The 22,908-nt window shown below is 60.9% G+C and carries 35 protein-coding genes; 31 read left to right on the top strand and 4 right to left on the bottom strand.

From position 1 onward, the window contains the following. The first annotated feature begins 11 nt into the window (after positions 1 to 11). On the top strand, positions 12 to 140 hold the full coding sequence (locus LRQ04_RS20560; protein ID WP_255773628.1) for a hypothetical protein: 129 nt from the start codon (positions 12 to 14) through the stop codon (positions 138 to 140). Between the two features lie 31 nt (positions 141 to 171). On the opposite strand, the gene LRQ04_RS00880 is transcribed toward LRQ04_RS20560, so the two are convergent. Beyond that, positions 172 to 1,605 (bottom strand): GH1 family beta-glucosidase, encoded by a 1,434-nt coding sequence (locus LRQ04_RS00880; RefSeq protein ID WP_235517125.1) that lies wholly within the window; start codon positions 1,603 to 1,605, stop codon positions 172 to 174. Positions 1,606 to 1,988: 383 nt separating this feature from the next. Here LRQ04_RS00880 and rpsJ point away from each other — a divergent pair, with 383 nt between their 5' ends. The 23 genes from rpsJ (at position 1,989) to map (ending at position 14,881) form a co-directional block, all read left to right on the top strand. Then, a complete protein-coding gene (gene rpsJ / locus LRQ04_RS00875) occupies positions 1,989 to 2,297 on the top strand; it encodes a 30S ribosomal protein S10 (protein WP_003803825.1) in 309 nt (102 codons plus the stop codon). Positions 2,298 to 2,314: 17 nt separating this feature from the next. Further along, complete coding sequence (gene rplC, locus LRQ04_RS00870; protein ID WP_211712127.1) at positions 2,315 to 2,965, top strand: 50S ribosomal protein L3; 651 nt, start codon at positions 2,315 to 2,317, stop codon at positions 2,963 to 2,965. A gap of 4 nt (positions 2,966 to 2,969) precedes the next feature. Beyond that, entirely contained in the window at positions 2,970 to 3,587 is a 618-nt protein-coding gene (gene rplD, locus LRQ04_RS00865; RefSeq protein ID WP_235517124.1) for a 50S ribosomal protein L4, read from the top strand. Next, positions 3,584 to 3,889, top strand: a complete 306-nt coding sequence (rplW, locus tag LRQ04_RS00860) for a 50S ribosomal protein L23 (protein WP_011775593.1) — start codon at positions 3,584 to 3,586, stop codon at positions 3,887 to 3,889. The genes rplD and rplW overlap by 4 nt, the downstream gene beginning before the upstream one ends. 29 nt (positions 3,890 to 3,918) lie before the next feature. Continuing rightward, positions 3,919 to 4,758, top strand: coding sequence for a 50S ribosomal protein L2 (gene rplB, locus LRQ04_RS00855; RefSeq protein WP_011775592.1), 840 nt, complete (start codon positions 3,919 to 3,921; stop codon positions 4,756 to 4,758). Between the two features lie 12 nt (positions 4,759 to 4,770). Then, the gene (rpsS, locus tag LRQ04_RS00850) at positions 4,771 to 5,052 is read left to right on the top strand and encodes a 30S ribosomal protein S19 (protein WP_011775591.1); all 282 of its coding nucleotides are present in this window, start codon (positions 4,771 to 4,773) and stop codon (positions 5,050 to 5,052) included. Between the two features lie 39 nt (positions 5,053 to 5,091). Continuing rightward, complete coding sequence (gene rplV, locus LRQ04_RS00845) at positions 5,092 to 5,457, top strand: 50S ribosomal protein L22 (protein WP_018776683.1); 366 nt, start codon at positions 5,092 to 5,094, stop codon at positions 5,455 to 5,457. Beyond that, positions 5,458 to 6,279, top strand: coding sequence for a 30S ribosomal protein S3 (gene rpsC, locus LRQ04_RS00840; RefSeq protein WP_011775589.1), 822 nt, complete (start codon positions 5,458 to 5,460; stop codon positions 6,277 to 6,279). Beyond that, positions 6,280 to 6,696: a 50S ribosomal protein L16 gene (gene rplP / locus LRQ04_RS00835; protein WP_003803795.1), complete on the top strand. Its 417-nt coding sequence runs from the start codon at positions 6,280 to 6,282 to the stop codon at positions 6,694 to 6,696. Positions 6,697 to 6,698: 2 nt separating this feature from the next. Beyond that, positions 6,699 to 7,019 carry a 50S ribosomal protein L29 gene (rpmC, locus tag LRQ04_RS00830; protein ID WP_014922387.1) on the top strand — a complete coding sequence of 107 codons (321 nt, stop codon included), beginning with the start codon at positions 6,699 to 6,701 and terminating at the stop codon, positions 7,017 to 7,019. Beyond that, complete coding sequence (gene rpsQ / locus LRQ04_RS00825; RefSeq protein ID WP_142938371.1) at positions 7,016 to 7,312, top strand: 30S ribosomal protein S17; 297 nt, start codon at positions 7,016 to 7,018, stop codon at positions 7,310 to 7,312. The genes rpmC and rpsQ overlap by 4 nt, the downstream gene beginning before the upstream one ends. A 352-nt stretch (positions 7,313 to 7,664) precedes the next feature. After that, entirely contained in the window at positions 7,665 to 8,033 is a 369-nt protein-coding gene (gene rplN, locus LRQ04_RS00820) for a 50S ribosomal protein L14 (RefSeq protein WP_003803789.1), read from the top strand. Positions 8,034 to 8,036: 3 nt separating this feature from the next. Next, a complete protein-coding gene (gene rplX, locus LRQ04_RS00815; RefSeq protein WP_141281625.1) occupies positions 8,037 to 8,396 on the top strand; it encodes a 50S ribosomal protein L24 in 360 nt (119 codons plus the stop codon). Further along, positions 8,396 to 8,974: a 50S ribosomal protein L5 gene (gene rplE / locus LRQ04_RS00810; RefSeq protein WP_235517123.1), complete on the top strand. Its 579-nt coding sequence runs from the start codon at positions 8,396 to 8,398 to the stop codon at positions 8,972 to 8,974. Before rplX ends, rplE begins: the two co-directional genes overlap by 1 nt. 78 nt (positions 8,975 to 9,052) lie before the next feature. Then, on the top strand, positions 9,053 to 9,451 hold the full coding sequence (gene rpsH / locus LRQ04_RS00805) for a 30S ribosomal protein S8 (protein ID WP_142938374.1): 399 nt from the start codon (positions 9,053 to 9,055) through the stop codon (positions 9,449 to 9,451). Positions 9,452 to 9,469: 18 nt separating this feature from the next. Further along, on the top strand, positions 9,470 to 10,006 hold the full coding sequence (gene rplF, locus LRQ04_RS00800; RefSeq protein WP_018776680.1) for a 50S ribosomal protein L6: 537 nt from the start codon (positions 9,470 to 9,472) through the stop codon (positions 10,004 to 10,006). Between the two features lie 3 nt (positions 10,007 to 10,009). Then, complete coding sequence (gene rplR, locus LRQ04_RS00795; RefSeq protein WP_167263521.1) at positions 10,010 to 10,393, top strand: 50S ribosomal protein L18; 384 nt, start codon at positions 10,010 to 10,012, stop codon at positions 10,391 to 10,393. Between the two features lie 29 nt (positions 10,394 to 10,422). Beyond that, positions 10,423 to 11,094: a 30S ribosomal protein S5 gene (gene rpsE, locus LRQ04_RS00790; protein WP_204814929.1), complete on the top strand. Its 672-nt coding sequence runs from the start codon at positions 10,423 to 10,425 to the stop codon at positions 11,092 to 11,094. 2 nt (positions 11,095 to 11,096) lie between these two features. Beyond that, the gene (gene rpmD, locus LRQ04_RS00785; RefSeq protein WP_026539814.1) at positions 11,097 to 11,303 is read left to right on the top strand and encodes a 50S ribosomal protein L30; all 207 of its coding nucleotides are present in this window, start codon (positions 11,097 to 11,099) and stop codon (positions 11,301 to 11,303) included. Next, positions 11,303 to 11,785: a 50S ribosomal protein L15 gene (gene rplO, locus LRQ04_RS00780; RefSeq protein WP_211712130.1), complete on the top strand. Its 483-nt coding sequence runs from the start codon at positions 11,303 to 11,305 to the stop codon at positions 11,783 to 11,785. Before rpmD ends, rplO begins: the two co-directional genes overlap by 1 nt. A gap of 186 nt (positions 11,786 to 11,971) precedes the next feature. After that, positions 11,972 to 13,282, top strand: a complete 1,311-nt coding sequence (gene secY / locus LRQ04_RS00775) for a preprotein translocase subunit SecY (protein ID WP_235517122.1) — start codon at positions 11,972 to 11,974, stop codon at positions 13,280 to 13,282. A gap of 5 nt (positions 13,283 to 13,287) precedes the next feature. Continuing rightward, entirely contained in the window at positions 13,288 to 13,857 is a 570-nt protein-coding gene (locus LRQ04_RS00770) for an adenylate kinase (RefSeq protein WP_235518597.1), read from the top strand. A 196-nt stretch (positions 13,858 to 14,053) separates the two neighbouring features. Further along, positions 14,054 to 14,881 carry a type I methionyl aminopeptidase gene (map, locus tag LRQ04_RS00765; protein ID WP_235517121.1) on the top strand — a complete coding sequence of 276 codons (828 nt, stop codon included), beginning with the start codon at positions 14,054 to 14,056 and terminating at the stop codon, positions 14,879 to 14,881. Positions 14,882 to 14,942: 61 nt separating this feature from the next. Here map and LRQ04_RS00760 read toward each other — a convergent pair whose 3' ends face one another. The 3 genes from LRQ04_RS00760 to LRQ04_RS00750 are packed head-to-tail and all read right to left on the bottom strand — an operon-like array spanning position 14,943 to position 18,234. After that, positions 14,943 to 16,289, bottom strand: a complete 1,347-nt coding sequence (locus LRQ04_RS00760) for an ABC transporter substrate-binding protein (RefSeq protein ID WP_235517120.1) — start codon at positions 16,287 to 16,289, stop codon at positions 14,943 to 14,945. 50 nt (positions 16,290 to 16,339) lie between these two features. Beyond that, on the bottom strand, positions 16,340 to 17,248 hold the full coding sequence (locus tag LRQ04_RS00755) for a carbohydrate ABC transporter permease (RefSeq protein ID WP_235517119.1): 909 nt from the start codon (positions 17,246 to 17,248) through the stop codon (positions 16,340 to 16,342). Then, complete coding sequence (locus tag LRQ04_RS00750) at positions 17,245 to 18,234, bottom strand: carbohydrate ABC transporter permease (RefSeq protein ID WP_235517118.1); 990 nt, start codon at positions 18,232 to 18,234, stop codon at positions 17,245 to 17,247. Before LRQ04_RS00750 ends, LRQ04_RS00755 begins: the two co-directional genes overlap by 4 nt. 241 nt (positions 18,235 to 18,475) lie before the next feature. On the opposite strand from LRQ04_RS00750, the gene LRQ04_RS00745 reads away from it, so the two are divergent. The 7 genes from LRQ04_RS00745 (at position 18,476) to rplQ (ending at position 22,900) form a co-directional block, all read left to right on the top strand. Beyond that, on the top strand, positions 18,476 to 19,489 hold the full coding sequence (locus tag LRQ04_RS00745; protein ID WP_235517117.1) for a P1 family peptidase: 1,014 nt from the start codon (positions 18,476 to 18,478) through the stop codon (positions 19,487 to 19,489). A gap of 194 nt (positions 19,490 to 19,683) precedes the next feature. Further along, positions 19,684 to 19,905, top strand: coding sequence for a translation initiation factor IF-1 (gene infA, locus LRQ04_RS00740; RefSeq protein WP_011775571.1), 222 nt, complete (start codon positions 19,684 to 19,686; stop codon positions 19,903 to 19,905). Between the two features lie 70 nt (positions 19,906 to 19,975). After that, positions 19,976 to 20,089: a 50S ribosomal protein L36 gene (gene rpmJ, locus LRQ04_RS00735; protein WP_011775570.1), complete on the top strand. Its 114-nt coding sequence runs from the start codon at positions 19,976 to 19,978 to the stop codon at positions 20,087 to 20,089. Positions 20,090 to 20,285: 196 nt separating this feature from the next. Further along, positions 20,286 to 20,663 (top strand): 30S ribosomal protein S13, encoded by a 378-nt coding sequence (gene rpsM / locus LRQ04_RS00730; RefSeq protein ID WP_011775569.1) that lies wholly within the window; start codon positions 20,286 to 20,288, stop codon positions 20,661 to 20,663. A 51-nt stretch (positions 20,664 to 20,714) separates the two neighbouring features. Next, positions 20,715 to 21,116, top strand: a complete 402-nt coding sequence (gene rpsK, locus LRQ04_RS00725; protein WP_014922380.1) for a 30S ribosomal protein S11 — start codon at positions 20,715 to 20,717, stop codon at positions 21,114 to 21,116. Positions 21,117 to 21,263: 147 nt separating this feature from the next. Then, on the top strand, positions 21,264 to 22,274 hold the full coding sequence (locus LRQ04_RS00720; protein ID WP_011775567.1) for a DNA-directed RNA polymerase subunit alpha: 1,011 nt from the start codon (positions 21,264 to 21,266) through the stop codon (positions 22,272 to 22,274). Positions 22,275 to 22,339: 65 nt separating this feature from the next. Further along, positions 22,340 to 22,900 carry a 50S ribosomal protein L17 gene (gene rplQ / locus LRQ04_RS00715; protein WP_235517116.1) on the top strand — a complete coding sequence of 187 codons (561 nt, stop codon included), beginning with the start codon at positions 22,340 to 22,342 and terminating at the stop codon, positions 22,898 to 22,900. The last annotated feature ends 8 nt before the right edge of the window (positions 22,901 to 22,908 follow it).

The raw sequence follows: 22,908 nt of genomic DNA, 5'->3' as shown, positions 1-22,908 counted from the left end.
AGGAGCCACGCATGGAATTCCTGATATTCCTCGCAGTCGTTGCAGCAATTGGTGGCGGTGTGGTCTGGGGACGGAAGAACTTCCGCAACGAAATCGACCGGGCCAAGCGCATCAGGCGCGCCAACAAGAACAACCGGTAACGCCCTACCACTGCTATTTAACCGCCGCGGGCTATATCCCGTGGGCCCGGGCACGACCCAGGGCGCGGTACCAATAGAACGAGCTCTTGGGGGTCCGCTCCAAGGTGTCAAAATCCACGTGCACCAGTCCAAAGCGCTGGGAGTAGCCGGCCGCCCATTCAAAGTTGTCCAGTAACGTCCACACGTAGTAGCCGCGAAGGTCTACGCCCTCAGCTATGCCGCCTGGGCCTGTTGCCGTCAGGGCGTGACCCAGGTGCTCGGCGAGGTAGGCGATGCGGTTGGTGTCCTCGAGGGGCCCGTCCACATGGGCAGGTTCGGGGAAACTTGCTCCCCCCTCAGTGATGAACAGGGGTGGCAGCGCGTCGCCGTAGCGGTCCTTCATTTCACGCAGAAGCAAGGCAAGGTATTCCGGGGCCACCGGCCATCCGAAACCGGTGGTCTCGTATTCCTGGTATGCGGCCAAATGGAAGGGAACCTTGGCCATCTCGGGTGACGTTCCCGTGGGGATTTCGGCTGGACCCGGGCCAGCGGCAACCTTGACCGGGTAGTAGTAGTTGAGTCCATAGAAATCCAGGGGTTGGCTGATGATCTCCATGTCTCCGTCCTCCACGGTGCCCAGCGAACGGAACCATGGCCTCATGGGCCACGGCGGTTTCGGGTAGGTGCCCAGCAGGAGGGCGTCAGCATAAATGCGGTTGAGGATGTGGTCCAAAGCTTCGCTCATCAAACGGTCGGGAAGGCTGTTCGAAGCCGGCTGCACAGGGGAGTGCATATTCGACACCCCGATCTGTCCTTTGACCCCTGAGCTTCGGAGCGCCTGTACCGCAAGGCCATGACCCAAGAGCTGATGGTGCGCCGCAGGCAGGGAGTCGAACAAAAGCTGCAGGCCCGGGGAGTGGACGCCCAACGCATACCCCTGCACTGTCACAGACACGGGTTCGTTGATGGTCACCCAACGATCCACCCGGTCGCCAAAGCGCTCTGCCACGGCCGCGCAGTAGACGGCGAAGCGTTCGGCCGTTTCCCGATTCATCCAGCCACCGGCGTGCTCAAGTTCAAGCGGGGTATCCCAGTGGTACAGCGTGGCCATGGGGGAGACCCCGGCGGCCAGCAGCTTATCGATCAGGCGGTCGTAGAAGTCCAGGCCCCTTGGGTTGACGGCGCCTTTCCCGCCTGGCTGGATGCGCGGCCATGACAGCGAGAACCGATAGGAATCCACCCCGAGCTCCTGCATCAGGCTGATATCCTCATCCGAGCGGTTGTAGTGGTCGCAGGCTATGGTGGGGGAGCCGCCGTCGACAATTGCCCCTGGCTTCTCCGCGAAGGCATCCCATCCTGACGGTCCCCGACCGTCCGCGGTCAGCGACCCCTCGATCTGGAATGCGGCTGCCGCGACGCCGAGCACGAAACCCGGACGGAGGCGGGCGGCGAGATCCTCCACCGAACCTTGATCCTGGACCGTCATGTCCCAATTTTCCTCAGACATGGGTGGCCGGGCAATGGCCTTTGCAGCGCCGATTGGCCTTTGCCCCAACTTTCCGCCATACTGGATGAGTTGTTCAAGCGCTTCTTCGTGTCCCGATCCGGATAATGCCGGGTGTCAGGGTCCAGGTCGAAGCCCAAACATAACCCTGAACCCCATGGAATGCGGTCGAGTCGGCGTGGAAATCGCGACACGCCCGACCGCGGGGGTCGGTGCGCCGGCAGGTTGAGGAACCCGTAATATCCGGATTCAGCTTGTGCGGCGTGTGGTGGTAAATCCTCAAACGCCTCGGCGGCCACATCAACAGGTAAGTAAACAGAGCAGCCCTAACTAGAGCAGCACTAGCTGAAAGAGAGTCAGGCGACATGGCGGGACAAAAAATCCGCATCCGGCTGAAGTCATATGACCACGAGGTCATTGATGTTTCAGCGCGGAAGATCGTTGAGACGGTCACGCGCGCAGGCGCAACGGTAGTCGGCCCGGTGCCGCTGCCCACGGAGAAGAACGTTTACTGCGTTATTCGCTCTCCTCACAAGTACAAGGACAGCCGTGAGCACTTCGAAATGCGTACTCACAAGCGTCTGATCGACATCATCGACCCCACGCCGAAGGCCGTTGACTCGCTTATGCGTCTCGACCTGCCTGCCGACGTGAACATCGAAATCAAGCTCTAGGGAGGTGCTGAGAGACTATGACCGCAACCCGTAACGTAAAGGGCCTGTTGGGCACGAAGCTCGGCATGACCCAGGTCTGGGACGAGAACAACAAGCTCATCCCGGTAACTGTCGTCCAGGCTGACTCCAACGTCATCACCCAGCTGCGCAACGCAGAGGTAGATGGCTACGTCGCCGTCCAGATCGGCTACGGCCAGATCGATCCCCGCAAGGTCACCAAGCCGCTGGCTGGCCACTTCGAAAAGGCTGGCGTCACCCCTCGTCGCCACGTCGTCGAACTGCGTACCGCAGACGCTGCATCCTACGAGCTGGGCCAGGAGCTCTCTGTTGAGATCTTCGAAGCCGGCCAGAAGATCGACGTCGTCGGCACCTCAAAGGGTAAGGGCTTCGCCGGTGTTATGAAGCGTCACGGCTTCCACGGCGTTGGTGCTTCCCACGGTGCCCACAAGAACCACCGTAAGCCTGGCTCCATCGGTGGCGCATCCACCCCGAGCCGCGTCTTCAAGGGCCTGAAAATGGCCGGCCGCATGGGCGCCGAGCGTCACACCACGCTGAACCTCACGGTTCACGCTGTTGACGCTGAGAAGTCGCTGCTCCTTATCAAGGGTGCCGTCCCCGGTGCCCGCGGCCAGGTCGTACTCGTACGCACCGCCGTGAAGGGAGCCTAGTTAAATGACTAGCACTGTCAAGGTAGACCTGCCTGCAGAGATCTTCGACGTTCAGACCAACGTGCCGCTGCTGCACCAGGTCGTCGTCGCACAGCTCGCTGCCGCACGCCAGGGTACCCACAAGACGAAGACCCGCGCCGAGGTTTCCGGTGCAGGTCGCAAGCCGTTCAAGCAGAAGGGTACCGGCCGCGCCCGTCAGGGTTCCATCCGTGCTCCTCACATGACCGGCGGTGGCGTTGTCCACGGTCCGACCCCTCGTGACTACAGCCAGCGCACCCCCAAGAAGATGAAGGCTGCTGCACTCCGCGGCGCCCTGTCTGACCGCGCCCGCAACGGCCGCATCCACGTCATCGCTGAACTGGTAGCCGGCACCAAGCCGTCCGCCAAGGAAGCACTGGCTTCGCTGCGCTCCGTCACCGAGCGCAAGAACCTGCTCGTCGTAATCGAGCGCGCCAACGATGTTGCTGCACTGTCCGTGCGCAACCTCCAGGATGTTCACGTTCTGTACGCAGACCAGCTGAACACCTACGACGTGCTCATCTCCGACGACGTGGTCTTCACCAAGGCTGCTTTCGAGGCGTTCGTCGCTGACAAGGCAAAGAACGAGGAGGCCTCCAAGTGAGCGTAACCACCATCAAGGACCCGCGCGACGTCGTGCTTGCACCCGTCGTGTCGGAAAAGAGCTACGGTCTGATCGACGAAGGCAAGTACACCTTCCTGGTGGACCCTCGCTCGAACAAGACCGAGATCAAGCTGGCCGTCGAGAAGATCTTCTCGGTCAAGGTTGACTCGATCAACACCATCAACCGTGCCGGTAAGCGCAAGCGCACCAAATTCGGCTGGGGACAGCGCAAGAGCACCAAGCGTGCAATTGTCACCCTCAAAGAAGGCACAATCGACATCTTCGGCGGTCCGCTCGCGTAGCGGAGACCACTTTAACGAGGAAATAAATTATGGGAATCCGTAAATACAAGCCGACTACCCCGGGCCGTCGTGGCTCGAGCGTAGCCGACTTCGCTGAAATCACGCGATCGACTCCGGAAAAGTCGTTGCTTCGTCCGCTGCACAAGACTGGCGGCCGTAACAACTCCGGTAAGATCACCACCCGCCACAAGGGTGGTGGGCACAAGCGCCAGTACCGTCTGATCGACTTCCGTCGTCACGACAAGGACGGCATCAACGCCCGCGTTGCCGAAATCGAGTACGACCCGAACCGTACGGCTCGCATCGCACTCCTGCACTACGTTGATGGCACCAAGCGTTACATCATCGCTCCGAACAAGCTGTCCCAGGGTGACTTCGTCGAGGCTGGTCCCGACGCTGACATCAAGCCGGGCAACAACCTGCCGCTGCGCAACATCCCGGTTGGTACCGTAATCCACGCAGTTGAACTGCGTCCGGGTGGCGGCGCCAAGATGGCACGTTCCGCAGGTGCTTCGGTACAGCTCGTTGCAAAGGAAGGCCGTTTCGCCCAGCTGCGTCTGCCCTCCGGCGAAATCCGCAACGTTGACGTGCGCTGCCGCGCAACCGTCGGCGAGGTCGGCAACGCCGAGCAGTCGAACATCAACTGGGGTAAGGCCGGCCGTATGCGCTGGAAGGGCGTTCGCCCGACCGTCCGTGGTGTAGCCATGAACCCGGTTGACCACCCGCACGGTGGTGGTGAAGGTAAGACTTCCGGTGGACGTCACCCGGTCAACCCGAACGGCAAGCCCGAGGGCCGTACCCGCCGTCCGAACAAAGAGAGCGACAAGCTTATTGTTCGTCGCCGCCGTACTGGCAAGAACAAGCGATAGGAGCCTGGACACATGCCACGCAGCCTGAAAAAAGGTCCTTTCGTTGACCAGCACCTCTTTGTGAAGGTCGCACGGGAAAACGATAAGGGCACCAAGAACGTCATCAAGACCTGGTCCCGCCGTTCGATGATCATCCCCGACATGCTCGGGCACACGATCGCCGTACACGACGGACGCAAGCACATCCCGGTGTTTGTCACTGAGTCGATGGTCGGGCACAAGCTCGGCGAATTCGCTCCCACGCGGACATTCCGCGGCCATGTTAAGGACGACCGTAAGGGCAAGCGCCGCTAAGGCGCCTGACTTTACGTCTTAGACGAGAGAAGGAAAGCAATGGAAGCCAAGGCTATTGCGCGTCACATCCGCGTAACGCCTATGAAGGCCCGGCGCGTCGTCAACCTTGTTCGTGGTAAGCAAGCGAATGAGGCTCTGGCAATTCTGAAGTTTGCCCCCCAGGCAGCTTCGGAGCCGGTATTCAAGGTACTTCAGTCGGCAATGGCCAACGCACGTGTCCTCGCGGACCGTGACGGCGTTGCATTCGACGACAGCGACCTGTTCATCAGCGAAGCATTCGTTGATGAAGGCCCGACCATGAAGCGGTTCCAGCCGCGTGCCCAAGGCCGCGCCTACCGCATCAGGAAGCGGACCAGCCACATCACTTTGGTCGTGGCAACCCCGGAGAAAGAGGAGGCTCGCTAAGTGGGACAGAAAGTAAACCCGCACGGGTTCCGACTCGGTATCACCACCGACCACGTTTCGCACTGGTTCGCTGACAGCACCAAGCCCGGACAGCGCTACAAGGACTTCGTCCGCGAGGACATCAAGATCCGTCAGCTCATGTCCACTGGCATGGAGCGCGCCGGCATCGCCAAGGTCGAAATCGAGCGCACCCGCGACCGTGTCCGCGTGGACATCCACACGGCACGCCCCGGTATCGTTATCGGCCGCCGCGGCGCTGAAGCAGACCGCATCCGCGGCGAGCTCGAAAAGCTCACCGGCAAGCAGGTTCAGCTGAACATCCTCGAGGTCAAGAACCCCGAGATGGAAGCACAGCTTGTTGCCCAGGGCATCGCTGAGCAGCTGACTTCCCGCGTGGCTTTCCGCCGTGCGATGAAGAAGGCAATGCAGTCCGCGCAGCGCGCAGGTGCCAAGGGCATCCGTGTTGCTTGCTCGGGCCGTCTGGGTGGCGCAGAAATGTCCCGCTCGGAGTTCTACCGCGAAGGCCGTGTGCCCCTGCACACCCTCCGCGCGAACATCGACTACGGCTTCTACGAAGCCAAGACCACCTTCGGCCGTATCGGCGTAAAGGTTTGGATCTACAAGGGTGACGTCACCGCCAAGGAACTGGCTCAGCAGGCAGCTGCTGCTCCGTCCCGTGGCCGTGCAGGAGACCGTCCGGGCCGCCCGGGTGGCGACCGCCGTCGTCGTAACGACCGTCCGGCAGCTGAGGCAGCACCTGCTGCCGTTGAAGCACCGGCCGCTGAAGCTGCTGCACCCGCAGCAGAAGGAGGACAGGCTTAAATGCTTATCCCACGTCGAGTCAAGCACCGTAAGCAGCACCACCCGGGTCGTTCCGGCGCTGCTACGGGTGGCACCAAGGTCAGCTTCGGTGAGTACGGTATCCAGGCTCTCAGCCCGGCATACGTAACCAACCGTCAGATCGAGTCCGCCCGTATCGCGATGACCCGCCACATCAAGCGTGGCGGTAAGGTCTGGATCAACATCTACCCGGACCGTCCGCTGACGAAGAAGCCTGCTGAAACCCGCATGGGTTCCGGTAAGGGTTCTCCGGAATGGTGGGTCGCAAACGTCAAGCCGGGCCGGGTTCTGTTCGAACTCTCCGGTGTCAATGAAGAGGTAGCTCGCGAGGCCCTGCGCCTGGCAATCCACAAGCTGCCGTTGAAGGCACGCATTGTGCGTCGCGAAGGTGGTGAATAGAAATGGCAGTAGGGTCGAAGGATCTCGCACCCGCACAGCTGGACGGTTTCGACAACGAGCGTCTCGTTGAAGAACTCCGCAAGTCCAAGGAAGAGCTGTTCAACCTGCGTTTCCAGTCCGCCACCGGACAGCTGGAGAACCACGGTCGCCTGCGCGCGGTAAAGAAGGACATCGCACGCATCTACACCGTTCTCCGTGAGCGCGAGCTGGGCATTCGTGCCGAGGTTGCCGCACCGGTTGTGGAAGCCAAGGAAGAAAAGAAGTCCAAGAAGGCTGCCAAGGCTGAAAAGGCCGAGGTTGAAGCTGGAGAGGACGCCAAGTGAGCGAGAAGGAAACTGTGACGGAAGCAGCAGCCAGCGCTGAACAGCGCGGTTACCGTAAGACGCGTCGCGGCTACGTTGTCTCTGACAAGATGGAAAAGACCATCGTTGTTCAGGTTGAAGACCGCGTGAAGCACGCTCTGTACGGCAAGGTTATTCGCCGCACCTCGAAGGTCAAGGCTCACGACGAAGAGAACACCGCCGGCATCGGCGACCTCGTTCTCATCTCTGAGACCCGCCCGCTCTCCGCTACCAAGCGGTGGCGCCTGGTGGAGATCCTCGAAAAGGCAAAGTAAATCCGACGCCGGGCATCGCCTGGCAGGATTCAACGGAAGGCCCGTATTCCCTTGGGAATGCGGGCCTTCCCGCGTTGGCCCTCGGTTCGGATTCGATCCGTAAACGTGCTAGGATATTGAGTTTGTATGGCGCCACTTGTGCGTCGTCCACTACCTCGTAAACAATCGTGCCGCTGCATACTGCCCCGCGCAGAGTTTTCTGCAAGGGAAGCTGATGCTTGTGGCACGGGCGTTTAGGCCTGTTCTGGCAAAATCCAGGCAGGTCAAGAGACACCCCGATCAACCGTTCCGCAAGGCTCATTCCGTATGCATGATTTCGGTCTGAGAACCGGCGCGACGCAAGGAGTAGAAATTGATTCAGCAGGAGTCGCGACTGAAGGTCGCCGACAACACGGGTGCTAAGGAAATCCTTACCATTCGCGTTCTCGGTGGATCTGGCCGTCGCTACGCAGGCATTGGCGACGTTATCGTCGCAACCGTCAAGGACGCTATCCCTGGCGGCAACGTAAAGAAGGGTGACGTCGTCAAGGCTGTCATCGTTCGTACCAAGAAGGAACGCCGCCGTGCGGATGGTTCCTACATCAAGTTTGACGAAAACGCAGCTGTGATCCTGAAGAACGACGGTGACCCCCGCGGTACCCGTATCTTCGGCCCGGTTGGTCGTGAACTTCGCGACAAGAAGTTCATGAAGATCGTTTCGCTGGCCCCGGAGGTGCTTTAGTCCATGGCTAAGATCAAGAAGGGTGACCTCGTTCAGGTCATCACCGGCGCCAAGCAGGAACGTGGCGGAGACCGCGGCAAGCAGGGCAAAGTCCTGCGCGTATTCCCGGACACCAACCGCGTGTTGGTAGAGGGCATCAACCGCGTCACCAAGCACACCAAGGTCGGTCAGTCGCAGCGCGGCACCAAGACCGGTGGCATCGAGGTCGTTGAGGCCCCGATCCACGTCTCCAACGTTGCTTTGGTTGACCCGTCGACCAAGAAGCCGACCCGTGTTGGTTTCCGTCTCGACACCGTTGAGAAGGATGGTCGTTCCAAGACTGTCCGTATCCGCGTGTCCAAGGCCACCGGGAAGGACATCTAATGAGCGAGACTCTCGAGACTCCAGTGAAGATCGTTCCGCGTCTGAAGACCAAGTATGCAGAGACCATCAAGAAGTCCCTGCAGGACGAGTTCAACTACGCGAACGTGAACCAGGTTCCCCGCCTGGTGAAGGTTGTTGTGAACATGGGTGTTGGAGATGCCGCCAAGGACTCCAAGCTGATCGACGGCGCTGTCCGCGACCTCACCCTGATCACCGGCCAGAAGCCGCAGGTAACCAAGGCCCGTAAGTCGATCGCACAGTTCAAGCTGCGCGAAGGCATGCCCATCGGTGCACACGCTACCCTGCGTGGCGACCGTATGTGGGAATTCGTGGACCGTCTGGTTTCGCTGGCACTGCCGCGTATCCGTGACTTCCGCGGCCTCAACGGCAAGCAGTTCGATGGCAACGGCAACTACACCTTCGGTCTGACCGAGCAGGTTATGTTCCACGAAATCGACCAGGATTCCATCGACCGCGTTCGCGGTATGGACATCACGGTCGTTACCACTGCCAAGACCGACGACGAAGGCCGCGCGCTGCTCAAGGCGCTTGGGTTCCCGTTCAAAACCGAAAACTAACTACGTGACAGGTCCGTCCGCGTTTGTTCTTGAGACCAAGCGCAGCGGAAACCGGTACGAGGAAGGGCTATAGCCCAAATGACTATGACAGATCCTGTCGCAGACATGCTTACGCGTCTGCGCAATGCAAACTCGGCATACCACGACACCGTGTCCATGCCGTACAGCAAACTGAAGGCACGCGTTGCCGACATCCTGAAGGCCGAGGGCTACATCGCCGGCTGGAAGGAAGAGGAAGCTGAGGTTGGCAAGAAGCTGACCATCGACCTCAAGTTCGGTCCCAACCGCGAGCGTTCAATCGCTGGTGTCCGCCGCATCTCCAAGCCGGGTCTCCGCGTTTACGCGAAGTCCACCAACCTGCCGCACGTGCTGGGTGGCCTGGGTATCGCAATCCTGTCCACCTCTTCCGGCCTCCTGACTGACAAGCAGGCCGGTAAGAAGGGCGTGGGCGGCGAAGTCCTCGCGTACGTCTGGTAACGGGAAAGGAAGAGAATAATGTCACGTATTGGACGTCTCCCCATCACCGTTCCTGCCGGAGTTGAGGTCAAGCTCGATGGCTCCGTCATCAGCGTCAAGGGATCCAAAGGCGAGCTGAGCCACACTGTGGCCAGCCCGATCGAGGTCTCCCTCGAAGAGAACACTCTCACGGTCACCCGCCCGAACGACGAGCGCAACTCGCGTTCGCTGCACGGCCTGACCCGCACCCTGATCGCCAACATGATCCAGGGCGTTACCGAGGGCTATGAGAAGAAGCTTGAAATCGTTGGTACCGGTTACCGCGTTCAGGCCAAGGGTTCTGACCTGGAGTTCGCTCTGGGCTACAGCCACCCGGTCAACGTCTCTGCACCCGAAGGCATCACCTTCGTAGTAGAGGGTCCGACCAAGCTCTCTGTTGCGGGTATCAACAAGCAGCAGGTCGGCGAGGTTGCTGCCAACATTCGCAAGCTGCGCAAGCCCGACCCCTACAAGGGCAAGGGTGTCCGTTACGCCGGCGAAGTCATCCGCCGCAAGGTCGGAAAGGCTGGTAAGTAAACCATGGCCATCGCAATTAACAAGAAGCGTTCGAACAAGAGCAAGTCTGCTGCACGCAGCCGTCGCCAGCTTCGTATCCGCAAGCGCATCAGCGGCACGGCTGTACGTCCTCGTCTGGTCGTCAACCGCTCCGCACGTCACGTATTCGTCCAGGTTGTCGATGACAGCAAGGGTGTAACCGTGGCTTACGCTTCCACCCTGGAAGCTGACCTTCGCGCATTCGACGGAGACAAGACTGCAAAGGCCAAGCGCGTCGGCGAGCTCGTTGCCGAGCGTGCCAAGGCTGCAGGCGTCGAGGCTGTTGTCTTCGACCGTGGCGGTAACAAGTACCACGGCCGCATCGCCGCCGTCGCTGACGGTGCTCGCGAAGGTGGGCTGGCACTGTGACCGCTGAAAACAACGAAAAGGACATTCAGGTGACTGAAGCTGTAGCTGCTGAAGCAACTGAGACCGCACCCGCTGCCGATGACCGCCGTGGCGCTCGTCGCGGCGAGCGTGGCGACCGTGGCCAGGGCCGCGGCGACCGTGGTGGCCGTGGTGGCCGCGACGGCGGTCGTGAAGCCGAGAAGAGCCAGTTCGTAGAGCGCGTTGTCACCATCAACCGCGTTGCCAAGGTCGTCAAGGGTGGTCGTCGCTTCAGCTTCACCGCACTCGTCGTCGTCGGTGACGGCAACGGTATGGTCGGCGTCGGCTACGGCAAGGCCAAGGAAGTTCCCGCAGCAATCGCGAAGGGCGTTGAAGAGGCCAAGAAGTCCTTCTTCCGCGTTCCCCGCGTTGGCAGCACCATCCCGCACCGCGTGCAGGGTGAAGCTGCTGCAGGCGTCGTCCTGCTGCGTCCGGCTTCCGCCGGTACCGGTGTTATCGCCGGTGGTCCGGTCCGCGCGGTATTGGAGTGCGTGGGTATCCACGACATCCTCTCCAAGTCGCTCGGTTCTTCCAACGCGATCAACATCGTTCACGCGACCGTTGCCGCTCTGAAGCAGCTCGAAGAGCCCGCTTCCGTGGCTGCCCGCCGTGGCTTGCCGCTGGACGAGGTTGCTCCTGCTGCTCTGGTGCGCGCGCTCCAGAACCAGAAGGCAGGTGTTTAGTCATGGCTAAGAACCTGACTCCCTCCGACGCCCAGTTGGAGATCACCCAGATCAAGGGCGTCATCGGCGCCAAGCAGAACCAGATTGCGACCCTCCGGTCCCTCGGCCTCAAGCGCATCGGACACACCGTTGTCCGTACCGCTGACGCCGTGACCGTTGGCATGCTCAACACGGTTCCGCACCTCGTGAATGTAGAGGAGGCGAAGTAATGGCAGAGAACAAGACCGCCGCAGAGGCTGCTGAGAAGCAGAACGCTCTGAAGGTCCACCACCTGCGTCCCGCCCCGGGTGCCAAGACCGCCAAGACCCGTGTTGGTCGTGGTGAAGGCTCCAAGGGTAAGACCGCTGGTCGCGGTACCAAGGGTACGAAGGCCCGCTACCAGGTAAAGGCTGGCTTTGCCGGTGGCCAGCTGCCGCTGCACATGCGCCTGCCGAAGCTGCGCGGCTTCAAGAACCCGTTCCGGGTTGAGTTCCAGGTTGTAAACCTGGAGAAGCTCAACGAGCTGTTCCCGGAAGGTGGCGCTGTCACCGTTGAATCCCTGGTTGAGAAGGGTGCCGTTCGCAAGAACCAGCCCGTAAAGGTGCTGGGCACCGGCGACATCACCGTCAAGGTTGACGTCACCGCCCACGCATTCTCCGCCAGCGCGACGGAAAAGATTGCTGCAGCAGGCGGAAGCACCACTGCTCTCTAAGAGCCAGTGGGGCGAAAGCCCGTTGTAAAAAAATCCCGGTATGCGGGGCTTCGGCCCCGTATACCGGGATTTTTTTGCCTGATTGTGGACTCTCGATTATTAAGACGGCGTCACCAGCGGTTAGACTCGGTTGTTGGGTTTCATTGAGCCCCATCACATCCTTGTACTTTCTACTCAGGAGGACGCTTGCTAAGCGCATTCGGCCGGGCGTTTCGGACGCCTGATTTGCGACGCAAGTTGTTGTTCACGCTGGGAATCATCACAATCTTCCGCTTGGGAGCTTTCATCCCCTCGCCTGGTGTGAACTACCAGAATGTCCAGCAATGCTTGAACAACGGTGACACCTCGCAGGGCATCTACCAGTTGGTGAACTTGTTCAGCGGCGGCGCGTTGCTGCAGGTATCGATCTTTGCCCTGGGCATCATGCCCTACATCACGGCGAGCATCATCGTGCAGTTGCTTCGGGTGGTTATTCCCCGGTTCCAGCAGCTCTACGAGGAAGGTTCCTCCGGGCAGTCAAAACTGACGCAGTACACCCGGTACCTCACCATCGCTCTCGGCTTGTTGAACGCCACCACTTTGGTGTCGCTGGCCCGATCCGGACAGTTGCTGCCGGGCTGTAACCTGCCCATCATTCCCGATGAGAGCATCATTACCACCCTCCTGCTGATCATCACGCTGACTGCAGGCACCGGCCTCATCATGTGGATGGGCGAGCTCGGCACCGAGCGCGGCGTCGGCAACGGCATGTCCCTCCTGATCTTCACCTCCATCGCTGCCGGCTTCCCCCGTTCACTGGGTTCCATCTGGGAGACCAAGGGCCCCGGAACGTTCTTCATCGTTCTTGCCATTGGACTGCTGACTGTGGCTCTGGTGGTCTTCGTGGAGCAGTCCCAGCGCCGTGTCCCGGTCCAGTACGCCAAGCGTATGATCGGTCGACGCACCGTGGGTGGGACCAGCACCTATATCCCCATCAAGGTGAACATGGCCGGCGTCGTGCCTGTCATCTTTGCTTCCTCCATGCTGTACCTGCCGGGCCTGATCTCGCAGTTCAACCAGCCCAAGCCGGGGGAGCAGATTGCTACATGGGTCGAGTGGATCAACAACAACCTCACCCGTGGCGACCACCCCATCTACATGGCGCTCTACTTCGCCATGATCGTGTTCTTCACGTACTTCTATGTAGCCATCACCTTCAACCCTGAAGAAGTGTCGGACAACATGAAGAAGTACGGCGGGTTCATTCCGGGCATCCGGGCGGGTAAACCGACCGCGGACTACCTGCAGTACGTGCTTTCCAGGATCACTCTTCCCGGAGCCTTCTACCTTGGCTTCGTGGCGTTGATTCCGCTGGTCGCACTCGTCCTGATCAATGCCAACCAGAACTTCCCGTTTGGTGGCACATCAATCCTGATCATGGTGGGTGTTGGCCTGGAGACCGTCAAGCAGATTGATGCGCAGCTACAACAACGTCACTACGAAGGGCTTTTGCGATGACGAGAATGCTGATCATTGGACCTCCCGGTTCGGGTAAGGGTACGCAGGCCGAGCGCATTTCCGAGCGCCTCGGCGTAGTCGCCATCTCCACCGGCGACATCTTCCGTGCCAACGTCAAGGGCGAAACCCCCTTGGGCATTGAGGCCAAGAAGTACATGGACGCCGGCGATTTCGTTCCGGACAGCGTCACGAACAACATGGTTCGCGACCGCCTCGGCCAGGACGACGTCGAGAACGGCTTCCTGTTGGACGGCTACCCGCGCACAACGGCGCAGGTTGACTACTTGGACCAGATCCTCGCCGAGGGTCAGCAGGAGCTCGACGTCGTGCTCCAGCTGACTGCCGACGACGAAGAACTGGTTGCCCGCCTTTTGGGCCGTGCCAAGGAAACCGGCCGCTCCGATGACAACGAGACTGTGATCCGACACCGTCTTGACCTGTACCACGAGCAGACCGAAGCCGTCGTAGCCAAGTACTCCGAGCGTGGCATCCTGACACAGGTTGATGGCATCGGCGGTATCGACGAAGTTACCGACCGTGTGCTCACGGCGATCGAGTCGGCCAAGGCTGTCTAGCAGTACGTTCTCCACATAGCCGGATTACCGGCATGGGAGTGATGGGTGGGTCCCGTACCGTTTGGTGTGGGGCCCACCTTTTTCGTTCCCTGTCATGGGGTGGGTGCCAGCCAATTTCGGTCCTGCCCACGGATACGGGAAAATAATTGAAGCACGGGGCCAGGCGGGTCCCACCAGCAACCTTCCAAAGGAGAACATGGCGTTCGGTCAGCCCCGTATTGAATACAAGTCCAACGAGCAAATGCGCACCATGCACCAGGCAGGCCTTGTGCTGAGCCGTGCCCTGGACGCTGCCGTTGCGGCGGCTAAGGCCGGAGTCACCACCAAGGACCTGGATGATGTATTCGCCGCAGTCCTCAACGAGGCCGGCGCGAAGTCGAATTTCCTCGGATACCACGGCTTTCCGGCCACCATCTGTACCTCGGTGAACGAAGAAGTTGTTCACGGTATCCCGGGGGGCCGTGTCCTGCAGGACGGCGACATTATCTCCATCGACGGCGGCTGCATTGTGGACGGCTGGCATTCTGATTCCGCGCGGACAGTGATCGTTGGAACCGCGGATCCCGAAGACCAGCGCCTCTCCGATGTCACGGAGGCCGCCATGTGGCGTGGAATCGCTGCCTTGGCCACCGGAAAGTTCGTGGGGGACATCGGCAACGCCATCGACGACTACGTATCGTCTGTCGAAGGCAAGCCCCTCGGCATCCTCGAAGACTATGTAGGCCACGGTATCGGGTCTGAAATGCATATGGCGCCCGACGTGCTGAACTACAGGACCAACCACCGCGGCCCGAAGATCCGTCCAGGCCTGTGCCTTGCCATTGAGCCGATGCTGGTTCGCGGGGACATTGAAACCGCAACCCTCGACGACGACTGGACAGTGGTCACCACCGACGGCAAGCGCTCCTGCCAATGGGAGCATTCAGTAGCCGTACATGAAAAGGGCATTTGGGTCCTGTCTGCCCCGGACGGCGGAGCAGCGCAGCTGGCGCCGCTCGGCGTCGTGCCTGTCCCCATCCCGTAGCTGACATAAGAAGAGAGCCGGGCTGCTGAAGCAGCCCGGCTCTCTTCATGCTCGGCGGAGTTTATGCCTTCAGTTTAGGCTTGACGTCCTTGGTGTAGATGCCCTCGAGCGTCTTCTTCAGCTCCGTCATGGTGGCCTGCACATCGCCCTGCTGCGTGAGGATCTTCGCAGCAGACTTGGCCATTTCCTGGTCCGCACCCGGAAGGAAGACCCTTGCGTTGTCCTGGACCTTGGTGGCTGCGAGCTGGTCCATGGCGATCTTGATCTGCGGCGTGGTGGCCAGGACGGTAGACATGTCCGCGGATAGCCGCGTAGGCATGTAGCCGGTGGCAGCGGAGAACGCAGCCGTGTTCTCGGGTTCGGTCATGAACTTGAGGAAGGTTGCAGCGGCCAACTGCTCTTCCTTGCTGATCCCGCTCGGAATGCCCAGCCCCGCGCCTCCTGTCGGGCAAACGCCACTGGTAACCTGGGGACCGCCGGGGAGGAACCCGACGCCGACGTTGAACTTGGCAGCCTTCAGGACACCCAACAGGGAGCCGGTGGAGGAGATGGTCGACGAGGTAAGGCCGGCGGCGAAGTCGTCAGCAGCTTCCTTGGACGAGACGCCAGCCCATCCGTCTTTGTAAATGGAGTCTTGCGCCCACTGCAGGGCAGCCACGGATTCCTTGGAGTCGCAGGTGATGTCCCAGTCCCTGGACCAGCTTCCGCCCCAGCCCCACAGGTTGTTCTGCAGGGTCCAGCCGGCGTAGCCAGCCAACGCCGGGTAGATGTAGGCGTACTGGGCGCCGGAGCTTGCCTTCAGCTTGGGTGCCCACTCAGCGAATTCCTGCCAGGTTGCAGGAGCACGGTCCGGAAGTCCTGCGGCTTTGAAGTGGTCCTTGTTGTAGTAGAACAGCGGGGTGGACCGGCCGTAGGGCAGGGCCCACTGCTTGTTGTCGTACTTGTAGTCGTCAACGAGGGACTTCTGGAAATCGTCGATCTTGATGTCCAGCTGCTTCACGAGTCCGTCAAGGGGAATGATGCTGCCGTTGGAGAAGTAGCGGAACCACCACACGTCGGAAAGGACCACCAAGCCGGGGAGCCCGGTCTTGGCCGCCTGCGACGTCTGGAACTTCTGGGCAATCTCTTCGTAGTTCGCCCCAGCCGTGACCAGGTTGACCTTGATGTCAGGGAACTTGGCGTGGAACTTGTCGATGATGGCCTTTTCCACGTCCTGCGACTTGCCCGGGTGGTTGGTCCAGAAATCGATGGAGGCGGCAGGCTTCACGCCGCTGAAGTCGATCGTTGCGGGGTCGACGGCGTCTGCCGTGCCCGCCGTCGAGGGTCCACCACATGCGGCGAGGGCCGCTGCTCCGGCTCCGAGGCCTGCAAGTCCCAGGAAATGTCGGCGGTCAAGGTTGGTGCGCATGGTGCTTCCTTTCAATAACGTACTTCGATGCGATTGGTGCGGTGGGAGAATCAACCGGTGACGCTTCCCTGCGTCAGGCCGGCAACGATGTAGCGCTGGAGTGCGGCGAAGACCAGCAGGATCGGAACGATCACCAGGACGGCCCCGGCCATGAGGATTCCCCAGCCTGCTCCGTTGCTTTCGGAGTTCTGCAACAAGGTGAGCCCCACTGGCAGGGTCATGGTTTCTGGACGATCGGTGATGATGAGCGGCCAAATGTAGTCATTCCATTCGCTGACCACTGTCACCAATGCCACGGTCGCGATGGACGGTACCGACACGGGCACGATGATTTGCCACAAGCGTCGCCAATGGCCGGCGCCATCGATCTCGGCCGCTTCAAGGATCGACGGCGGAAGGGTCAGGAAGTGCTGCCGAAGGAGGAAAGTACCAAAGGCAGTGCCGAGTCCCGGAAGGATGATGCCCCACAGGGTGTTCTTGCCTCCCATGCCCGCAATGAGGATGTAGTTGGGCAGGATGGAAACCTGCGCCGGAACCATCAGGGCCACCAGGATCAGGACGAAGATGACGTTCTTGAACGGAAAGCGCACGAACACCAGGGCGTAGGCGGTCAGGATCGCCAGGATGACTTTGACGGTGGAACCAACCACTGTGACTATCAGGCTGTTCGCGAAAAATTGGGCGAACGGAACCGTCGTCATGGCTGTGGCATAGTTCTCCAGGTTCAAGGAATCCGGCAGGATTTTCAGGTCCATGGTGACGATTTCGCCCGGTTGCTTGAAAGAGCTGAGCAGCATCCACAGCAATGGCAGGGCCACCACCAGCGTGGCGACGATCAGCGGAACGTAGCCCGCGGCGACTGTCTGGAGAAGGTTCGCAGGCGACAAGGGCCTGTGCCGACGGTCCGGCTCAGCGTCCTGCTGGGAAACGACGACGGCGGCTGGTGACGGTGCGCTCATGAGTAGTGGACCTTTCGCTCAACGAACCGCAGTTGGAGGACCGTGATGATCAGCAGGATGGCGAAGAGGATCACTGAGATCGCCGCGGAGTAGCCCGCCCTGTTGTAGGCGCCGAAAGCCTGGAGGTAGGCCTCGTAGATCAACGTGCTGGTGCCATTGCCCAGCGGTGTCATGATGCGGATCAGGTCGAATGCCTGCAACGAACTCAGCATGGTGGTGATCAGCAGGAAGAACGTGGTGGGGGAGAGCAACGGCAACGAAATGCTGAGGAACCGTCGTATTCCGTTCGCCCCGTCGAGGGCTGCGGCTTCCATGACGTCCCGCGGAAGTGACTGCAGCCCGGCCAGATAAACCACGGCGCAATAGCCCAGGTTTTTCCAGACGTAGACAATGATGACCATCACCAACGAAAGCTGGGGATCGTTGATCCACTGCGGGCTCTGCTGACCGAGCCCACGAAGGATCCAAGCCAAGACACCGTAACCGGGATCGAAGATGAACAACCACACCAAACCGACACCCACCCCGGAGAGCACGTACGGCGCAAACACCGCGGACCGGGCCAACGTGGTGCCGCGAACCTTCGCATTCAACGCCAAGGCAACCAGCAAGCCCAGGACCATGGAGCCGCCCACCGTAACAAGCGTGAAGACCGCCGTGGTGCCGAGGACTTTCGAGGCGTCCTCGCCGGTGAAGAACGTGACGTAGTTCTGCAGCCCAACAACCGTGGCTGAAGCAGAGCCCAGCGTCCAATCCAACGTGGAGTAGTAGATGTTGTTAATCAGCGGCCAGTACGTAAAGGTGCCAATCAGCACCAGGTTGGGAAGGGCCATGGCCAGGAAGACAACAAAGTCCTTGCGGCTTCGGCCGGACCAGCGCCGTCTCTCCCGGTTTCTCCCGGGCGTCGCAACCGGCGGGGCGGGGGCCGATGTGTCCGGGCCGTCCGCGGGCGCGGTGCTGCTCTTGTGAATCAAAGGGGCAGTCATGGGTCACTAACGTTCTCGGGTGATTGAGGGGGTTCGCCAGCGCCCGGACCGGGGCGGCGAAGACAGGCCTAGCTCACCACACCGAAGTGGCCTGTCGGGACCAAAAAGGCATCCCTGAGTGATAGTTGTCTGACACTTCCCAACCCGTTTACGTGGTGTTCCCCGCAAGTTCGTATTTGAGGCTCAACTCCCAGTTCCAGTCCAGGGCGAGGCGTTGCCCAGGCCGGTGGAGAATGGAGCCATGAATGCGATCACCGATGTTGCGGGCGTACGGGTTGGTCATGTGCAGAGGGTCGGGAATGGGTGGCTGTCCGGGGTGACCGTGGTGCTGCCGCCGCCCGGAACCGTGGGGTCGGTGGATGTTCGCGGTGGAGGGCCCGGGACGCACGAGACCGACGCTTTGGATCCCACCACGTTGGTGTCCACCGTTGATGCCGTGGTGTTGACTGGTGGCAGCGCCTTCGGGCTGGTCTCCGCGGCGGGCGCCCAACGCTGGTGTGAAGAACAGGGGCGTGGCTTCGCCGTCCCGGGAACCGTGGTGCCAATTGTTCCGGCCGCAGCGGTCTTCGACCTCGGGCGTGGTGGCGACGTACACGCACGGCCCGACGCTGACATGGGCTACCAGGCAGCTGCTGCGGCGTTCGCCTCCGGTGACCATGCCGACGTCGGGCGTGGAAACGTTGGTGCCGGCACGGGCGCCGTTGTTGCCCGCGGACAGTACAAAGGTGGGGTGGGTACGTCCTCGATCGAACTCGACGGCGGCGTGATTGTGGGGGCCATCGCCGTGGTGAATGCGCTGGGTTCGCCCCGGTTTGGGCCTGCGGACCTGCAGCCCTCTGCGCGCTCGGTCGTTCCTCCCTTAGACGCGCGCGGCCGGGCTCCAGGCCCGCAGGCCGAGGACCAGCCAGCGCAGGCAGAACAGCCGGGCCTGAACACTACACTCGTCGTGATCGCTACGAATGCCGTGCTGGATGTGGCCGAGTGCAAGCGGACCGCATCTGCCGGGCATGCAGGGCTTGCGCGGGCGCTGGATCCGTCTCATACCCTCGCTGACGGTGACACCGTGTTCGCGTTGGCGACTGGCGCCGTCGGGCTTGACCGCAGTACTGAACAGGCGCGGCAAGTCTCGCTGATTACGCTCCAAAGCGCCGCGGCGGAAGCCGTTCGGCTGGCGATTCTCGACGGCGTCCTGGCCGCGGAAAGCGTCTCGACGCCGGCGGGTGACTTCCCGGCCTATCGGCCGGCGGGGGAGTGACGGGCTGCGATACGTGCGCTACCATTGTCGGATTTAACTTTCCGGCTCCATTGGCGTAGAGTTATTTGTTGGTTGTCTGTGCAGCCACGCCCTTTTTAGTGTCGTGGTTCCAAGGGAGCCAAGCAAACAAAAAACGTCCGCTGGACCTTCGGTGCCTACTGGAGGACGGTGGCAAACAACAGTTAGCGGAGGATATGGCCAAGAAGGACGGGGTCATTGAGATCGAGGGCGTTGTGACTGAGGCGCTGCCCAATGCGATGTTTCGTGTTGAGCTCACCAACAAGCACGTCGTTCTCGCACACATCTCTGGGAAGATGCGACAGCACTACATTCGAATCCTCCCCGAGGACCGGGTAGTGGTTGAGCTGAGCCCATACGACCTCACACGTGGTCGTATCGTCTACCGCTACAAGTAAATTGCTGGGCGGCAGGCAATAGTGCCAAGCCGCTCCAGCAGATCAACTGCAAAACACGCAAAGGAACGCCATGAAGGTCAAGCCGAGCGTCAAGCAGATCTGCGACAAGTGCAAAGTGATCCGCCGTAACGGCCGGGTCATGGTGATCTGCGAGAACCCGCGCCACAAGCAGCGCCAGGGCTAATTCCCCTTCCGGGAATCAGCGCCCGCAAGGGCAAACCTGGGTTGCTAGCCCACGCAAGTAAATAAAGGCAGCACAAGCTGTGCCAGGACTGCATTACAGAGCCTGGTCAGCGAACCCCCGGTCGGAGGCTGGGGCCACACGGAACGTGTGGGTGTACTGCCTACGACCTCCGGTTTATTCAAGGAGTACCGCCACTATGGCTCGTCTCGCTGGCGTAGACATTCCCCGCGAAAAGCGGTTGGAAATTGCGCTTACTTACATCTACGGCGTGGGCAAGACCCGTGCACACGAAACCCTGGCTGCCACCGGCATCAGCGCTGACGTTCGCGTCAAGGACCTGACTGACGCCGAGCTGGTCCAGCTGCGTGACTACATTGAAGGCAACTACAAGGTTGAGGGTGACCTTCGCCGCGAGGTAGCCGCTGACATCCGCCGCAAGGTTGAGATCGGCAGCTACGAAGGCCTGCGCCACCGCAAGGGCCTGCCCGTACGCGGACAGCGTACGAAGACCAACGCACGTACCCGCAAGGGTCCGAAGCGCACCGTCGCCGGCAAGAAGAAGGCCGGACGTTAATCCCTCGGGATTGACCTGGTTTTCCCCCGATAACTTTCTGTAGGAGAAACAATGCCCCCGAAGACTCGTGGAGCGGTTCGTAAGCCGCGTCGCAAGGATAAGAAGAATATTGCGCTTGGCCAGGCGCACATCAAGAGCACCTTTAACAACACCATCGTGTCCATCACGGACCCGAACGGTGCTGTCATCTCATGGGCTTCCGCCGGTGAGGTTGGCTTCAAGGGCTCCCGTAAGTCCACCCCGTTCGCTGCCCAGATGGCTGCCGAAGCTGCTGCAAAGCGCGCTCAGGAGCACGGTCTGCGCAAGGTTGACGTATTCGTCAAGGGCCCGGGATCCGGACGCGAAACCGCAATCCGTTCGCTTCAGGCCGCTGGCCTCGAGGTTGGCTCCATCCAGGACGTCACCCCCAGCGCCCACAACGGTTGCCGCCCCCCGAAGCGTCGCCGCGTCTAATTAGGTCTTCCCTGCCTGACCGGCCGGGCCTGCTGTGGATGGTTTTCCGTCCATAAGCATGGCCCGGCTGGTCAGGCTGGAAACCGAAGCCGATTTCCACCACCTGTGTTGCGTCATATAGCGGATGCTCGCCGAAAGGAAACCTAAGTGCTCATTGCACAGCGCCCCACCCTGTCCGAAGAAGTTGTATCCGAGAACCGCTCCCGTTTCATCATTGAACCGCTGGAGCCGGGCTTCGGCTACACCCTCGGAAACTCCCTCCGCCGTACCCTGCTCTCCTCCATCCCCGGTGCCGCTGTAACCAGCATCCGGATCGATGGCGTGCTGCACGAGTTCACCACGGTTCCGGGTGTCAAGGAAGATGTCACCGAGATCATCCTGAACATCAAGAACCTTTCGGTTTCCTCCGAGCACGATGAGCCGGTTGTTGCTTACCTGCGCAAGCAGGGCCCCGGAGTCGTCACCGCCGCGGACATCGCTCCGCCGGCCGGCGTCGAATTCCACAACCCGGATCTGCACATTGCCACTCTGAACTCGAAGGGCAAGTTCGAACTCGAACTGACCATCGAGCGCGGCCGTGGCTACGTTTCGGCAGCTCAGAACAAGTCCGGCGACTCCGAGATCGGCCGTATTCCGGTTGACTCGATCTACTCGCCGGTCATGAAGGTAACTTTCCGCGTGGAAGCTACCCGTGTTGAGCAGCGCACCGACTTCGACAAGCTCATTGTCGACGTCGAGACCAAGCAGGCAATCGCTCCCCGCGATGCTGTTGCTTCCGCAGGTACCACCCTGGTGGAACTGTTCGGTCTGGCCCGTGAGCTGAACACCGCAGCTGAAGGTATCGAGATTGGCCCGTCGCCGACGGACGCTGCCCTGGCAGCCGACATGGCTCTGCCGATCGAGGATCTGGACCTCACGGTCCGTTCCTACAACTGCCTCAAGCGTGAGGGCATCCACACCGTGGGTGAACTCGTTGCCCGCTCCGAGGCTGACCTGATGGACATCCGTAACTTCGGTGCGAAGTCCATTGACGAGGTCAAGGCAAAGCTCGTCGAACTGGGTCTGTCCCTCAAGGACTCCCCTCCCGGTTTCGATCTCGCAGCCCGCGCCGCAGCCATCGAAGAGGACGACGCCGCGTTCAGCGACGACGAGCTCTAAACAGCAGATCTTGGCCACTGGTCCAGCAATGGGCCTGACTGGCTTACACAACAGGAGAAATAACTATGCCTACCCCCACTAAGGGTCCGCGCCTCGGAGGCGGCCCGGCTCACGAGCGCCTGATGCTCGCGAACCTGGCAGCTGCTCTGTTTGAGCACAAGCGCATCACCACCACGGTTACCAAGGCCAAGCGCCTCAAGCCGTACGCAGAGCGTCTGGTCACCTTCGCCAAGCGTGGCGACCTCGCTTCCCGCCGCCGCGTTCTCGGCCTGATCAGCGACAAGGGCGTTGTCCACGAGCTGTTCACCGACATCGCCGGCGCCGTTGCCAACCGCGATGGTGGCTACACCCGCATCACCAAGATCGGCAACCGTAAGGGCGACAACGCTCCCATGGCTGTCATCGAGCTCGTTCTCGAGCCGGTTTCCCCGAAGCAGGCCGTTGTTGCTGAAGCAACCAACGCTGCTGCCAAGGCTGCTCCGGCTGCTGAAGCTCCGGCTGCCGAGGAAGAGGTCGTAGAGACCGAAGCTGCTGAAACCGAAGAAGCTCCGGCTGCTGAGGCCGAGGCTACTGAAGCTGAAGCTGCTGAAACCGAAGAGGCTCCGGCCGCTGAGGACAAGAAGTAATTCACTGA

Source organism: Paenarthrobacter sp. AR 02 (assembly GCF_021538675.1).
Classification (GTDB): domain Bacteria; phylum Actinomycetota; class Actinomycetes; order Actinomycetales; family Micrococcaceae; genus Arthrobacter.
The sequence above is the reverse complement of the archived record's forward strand: the minus strand, read 5'-3'. Positions and strand labels throughout refer to the sequence as shown.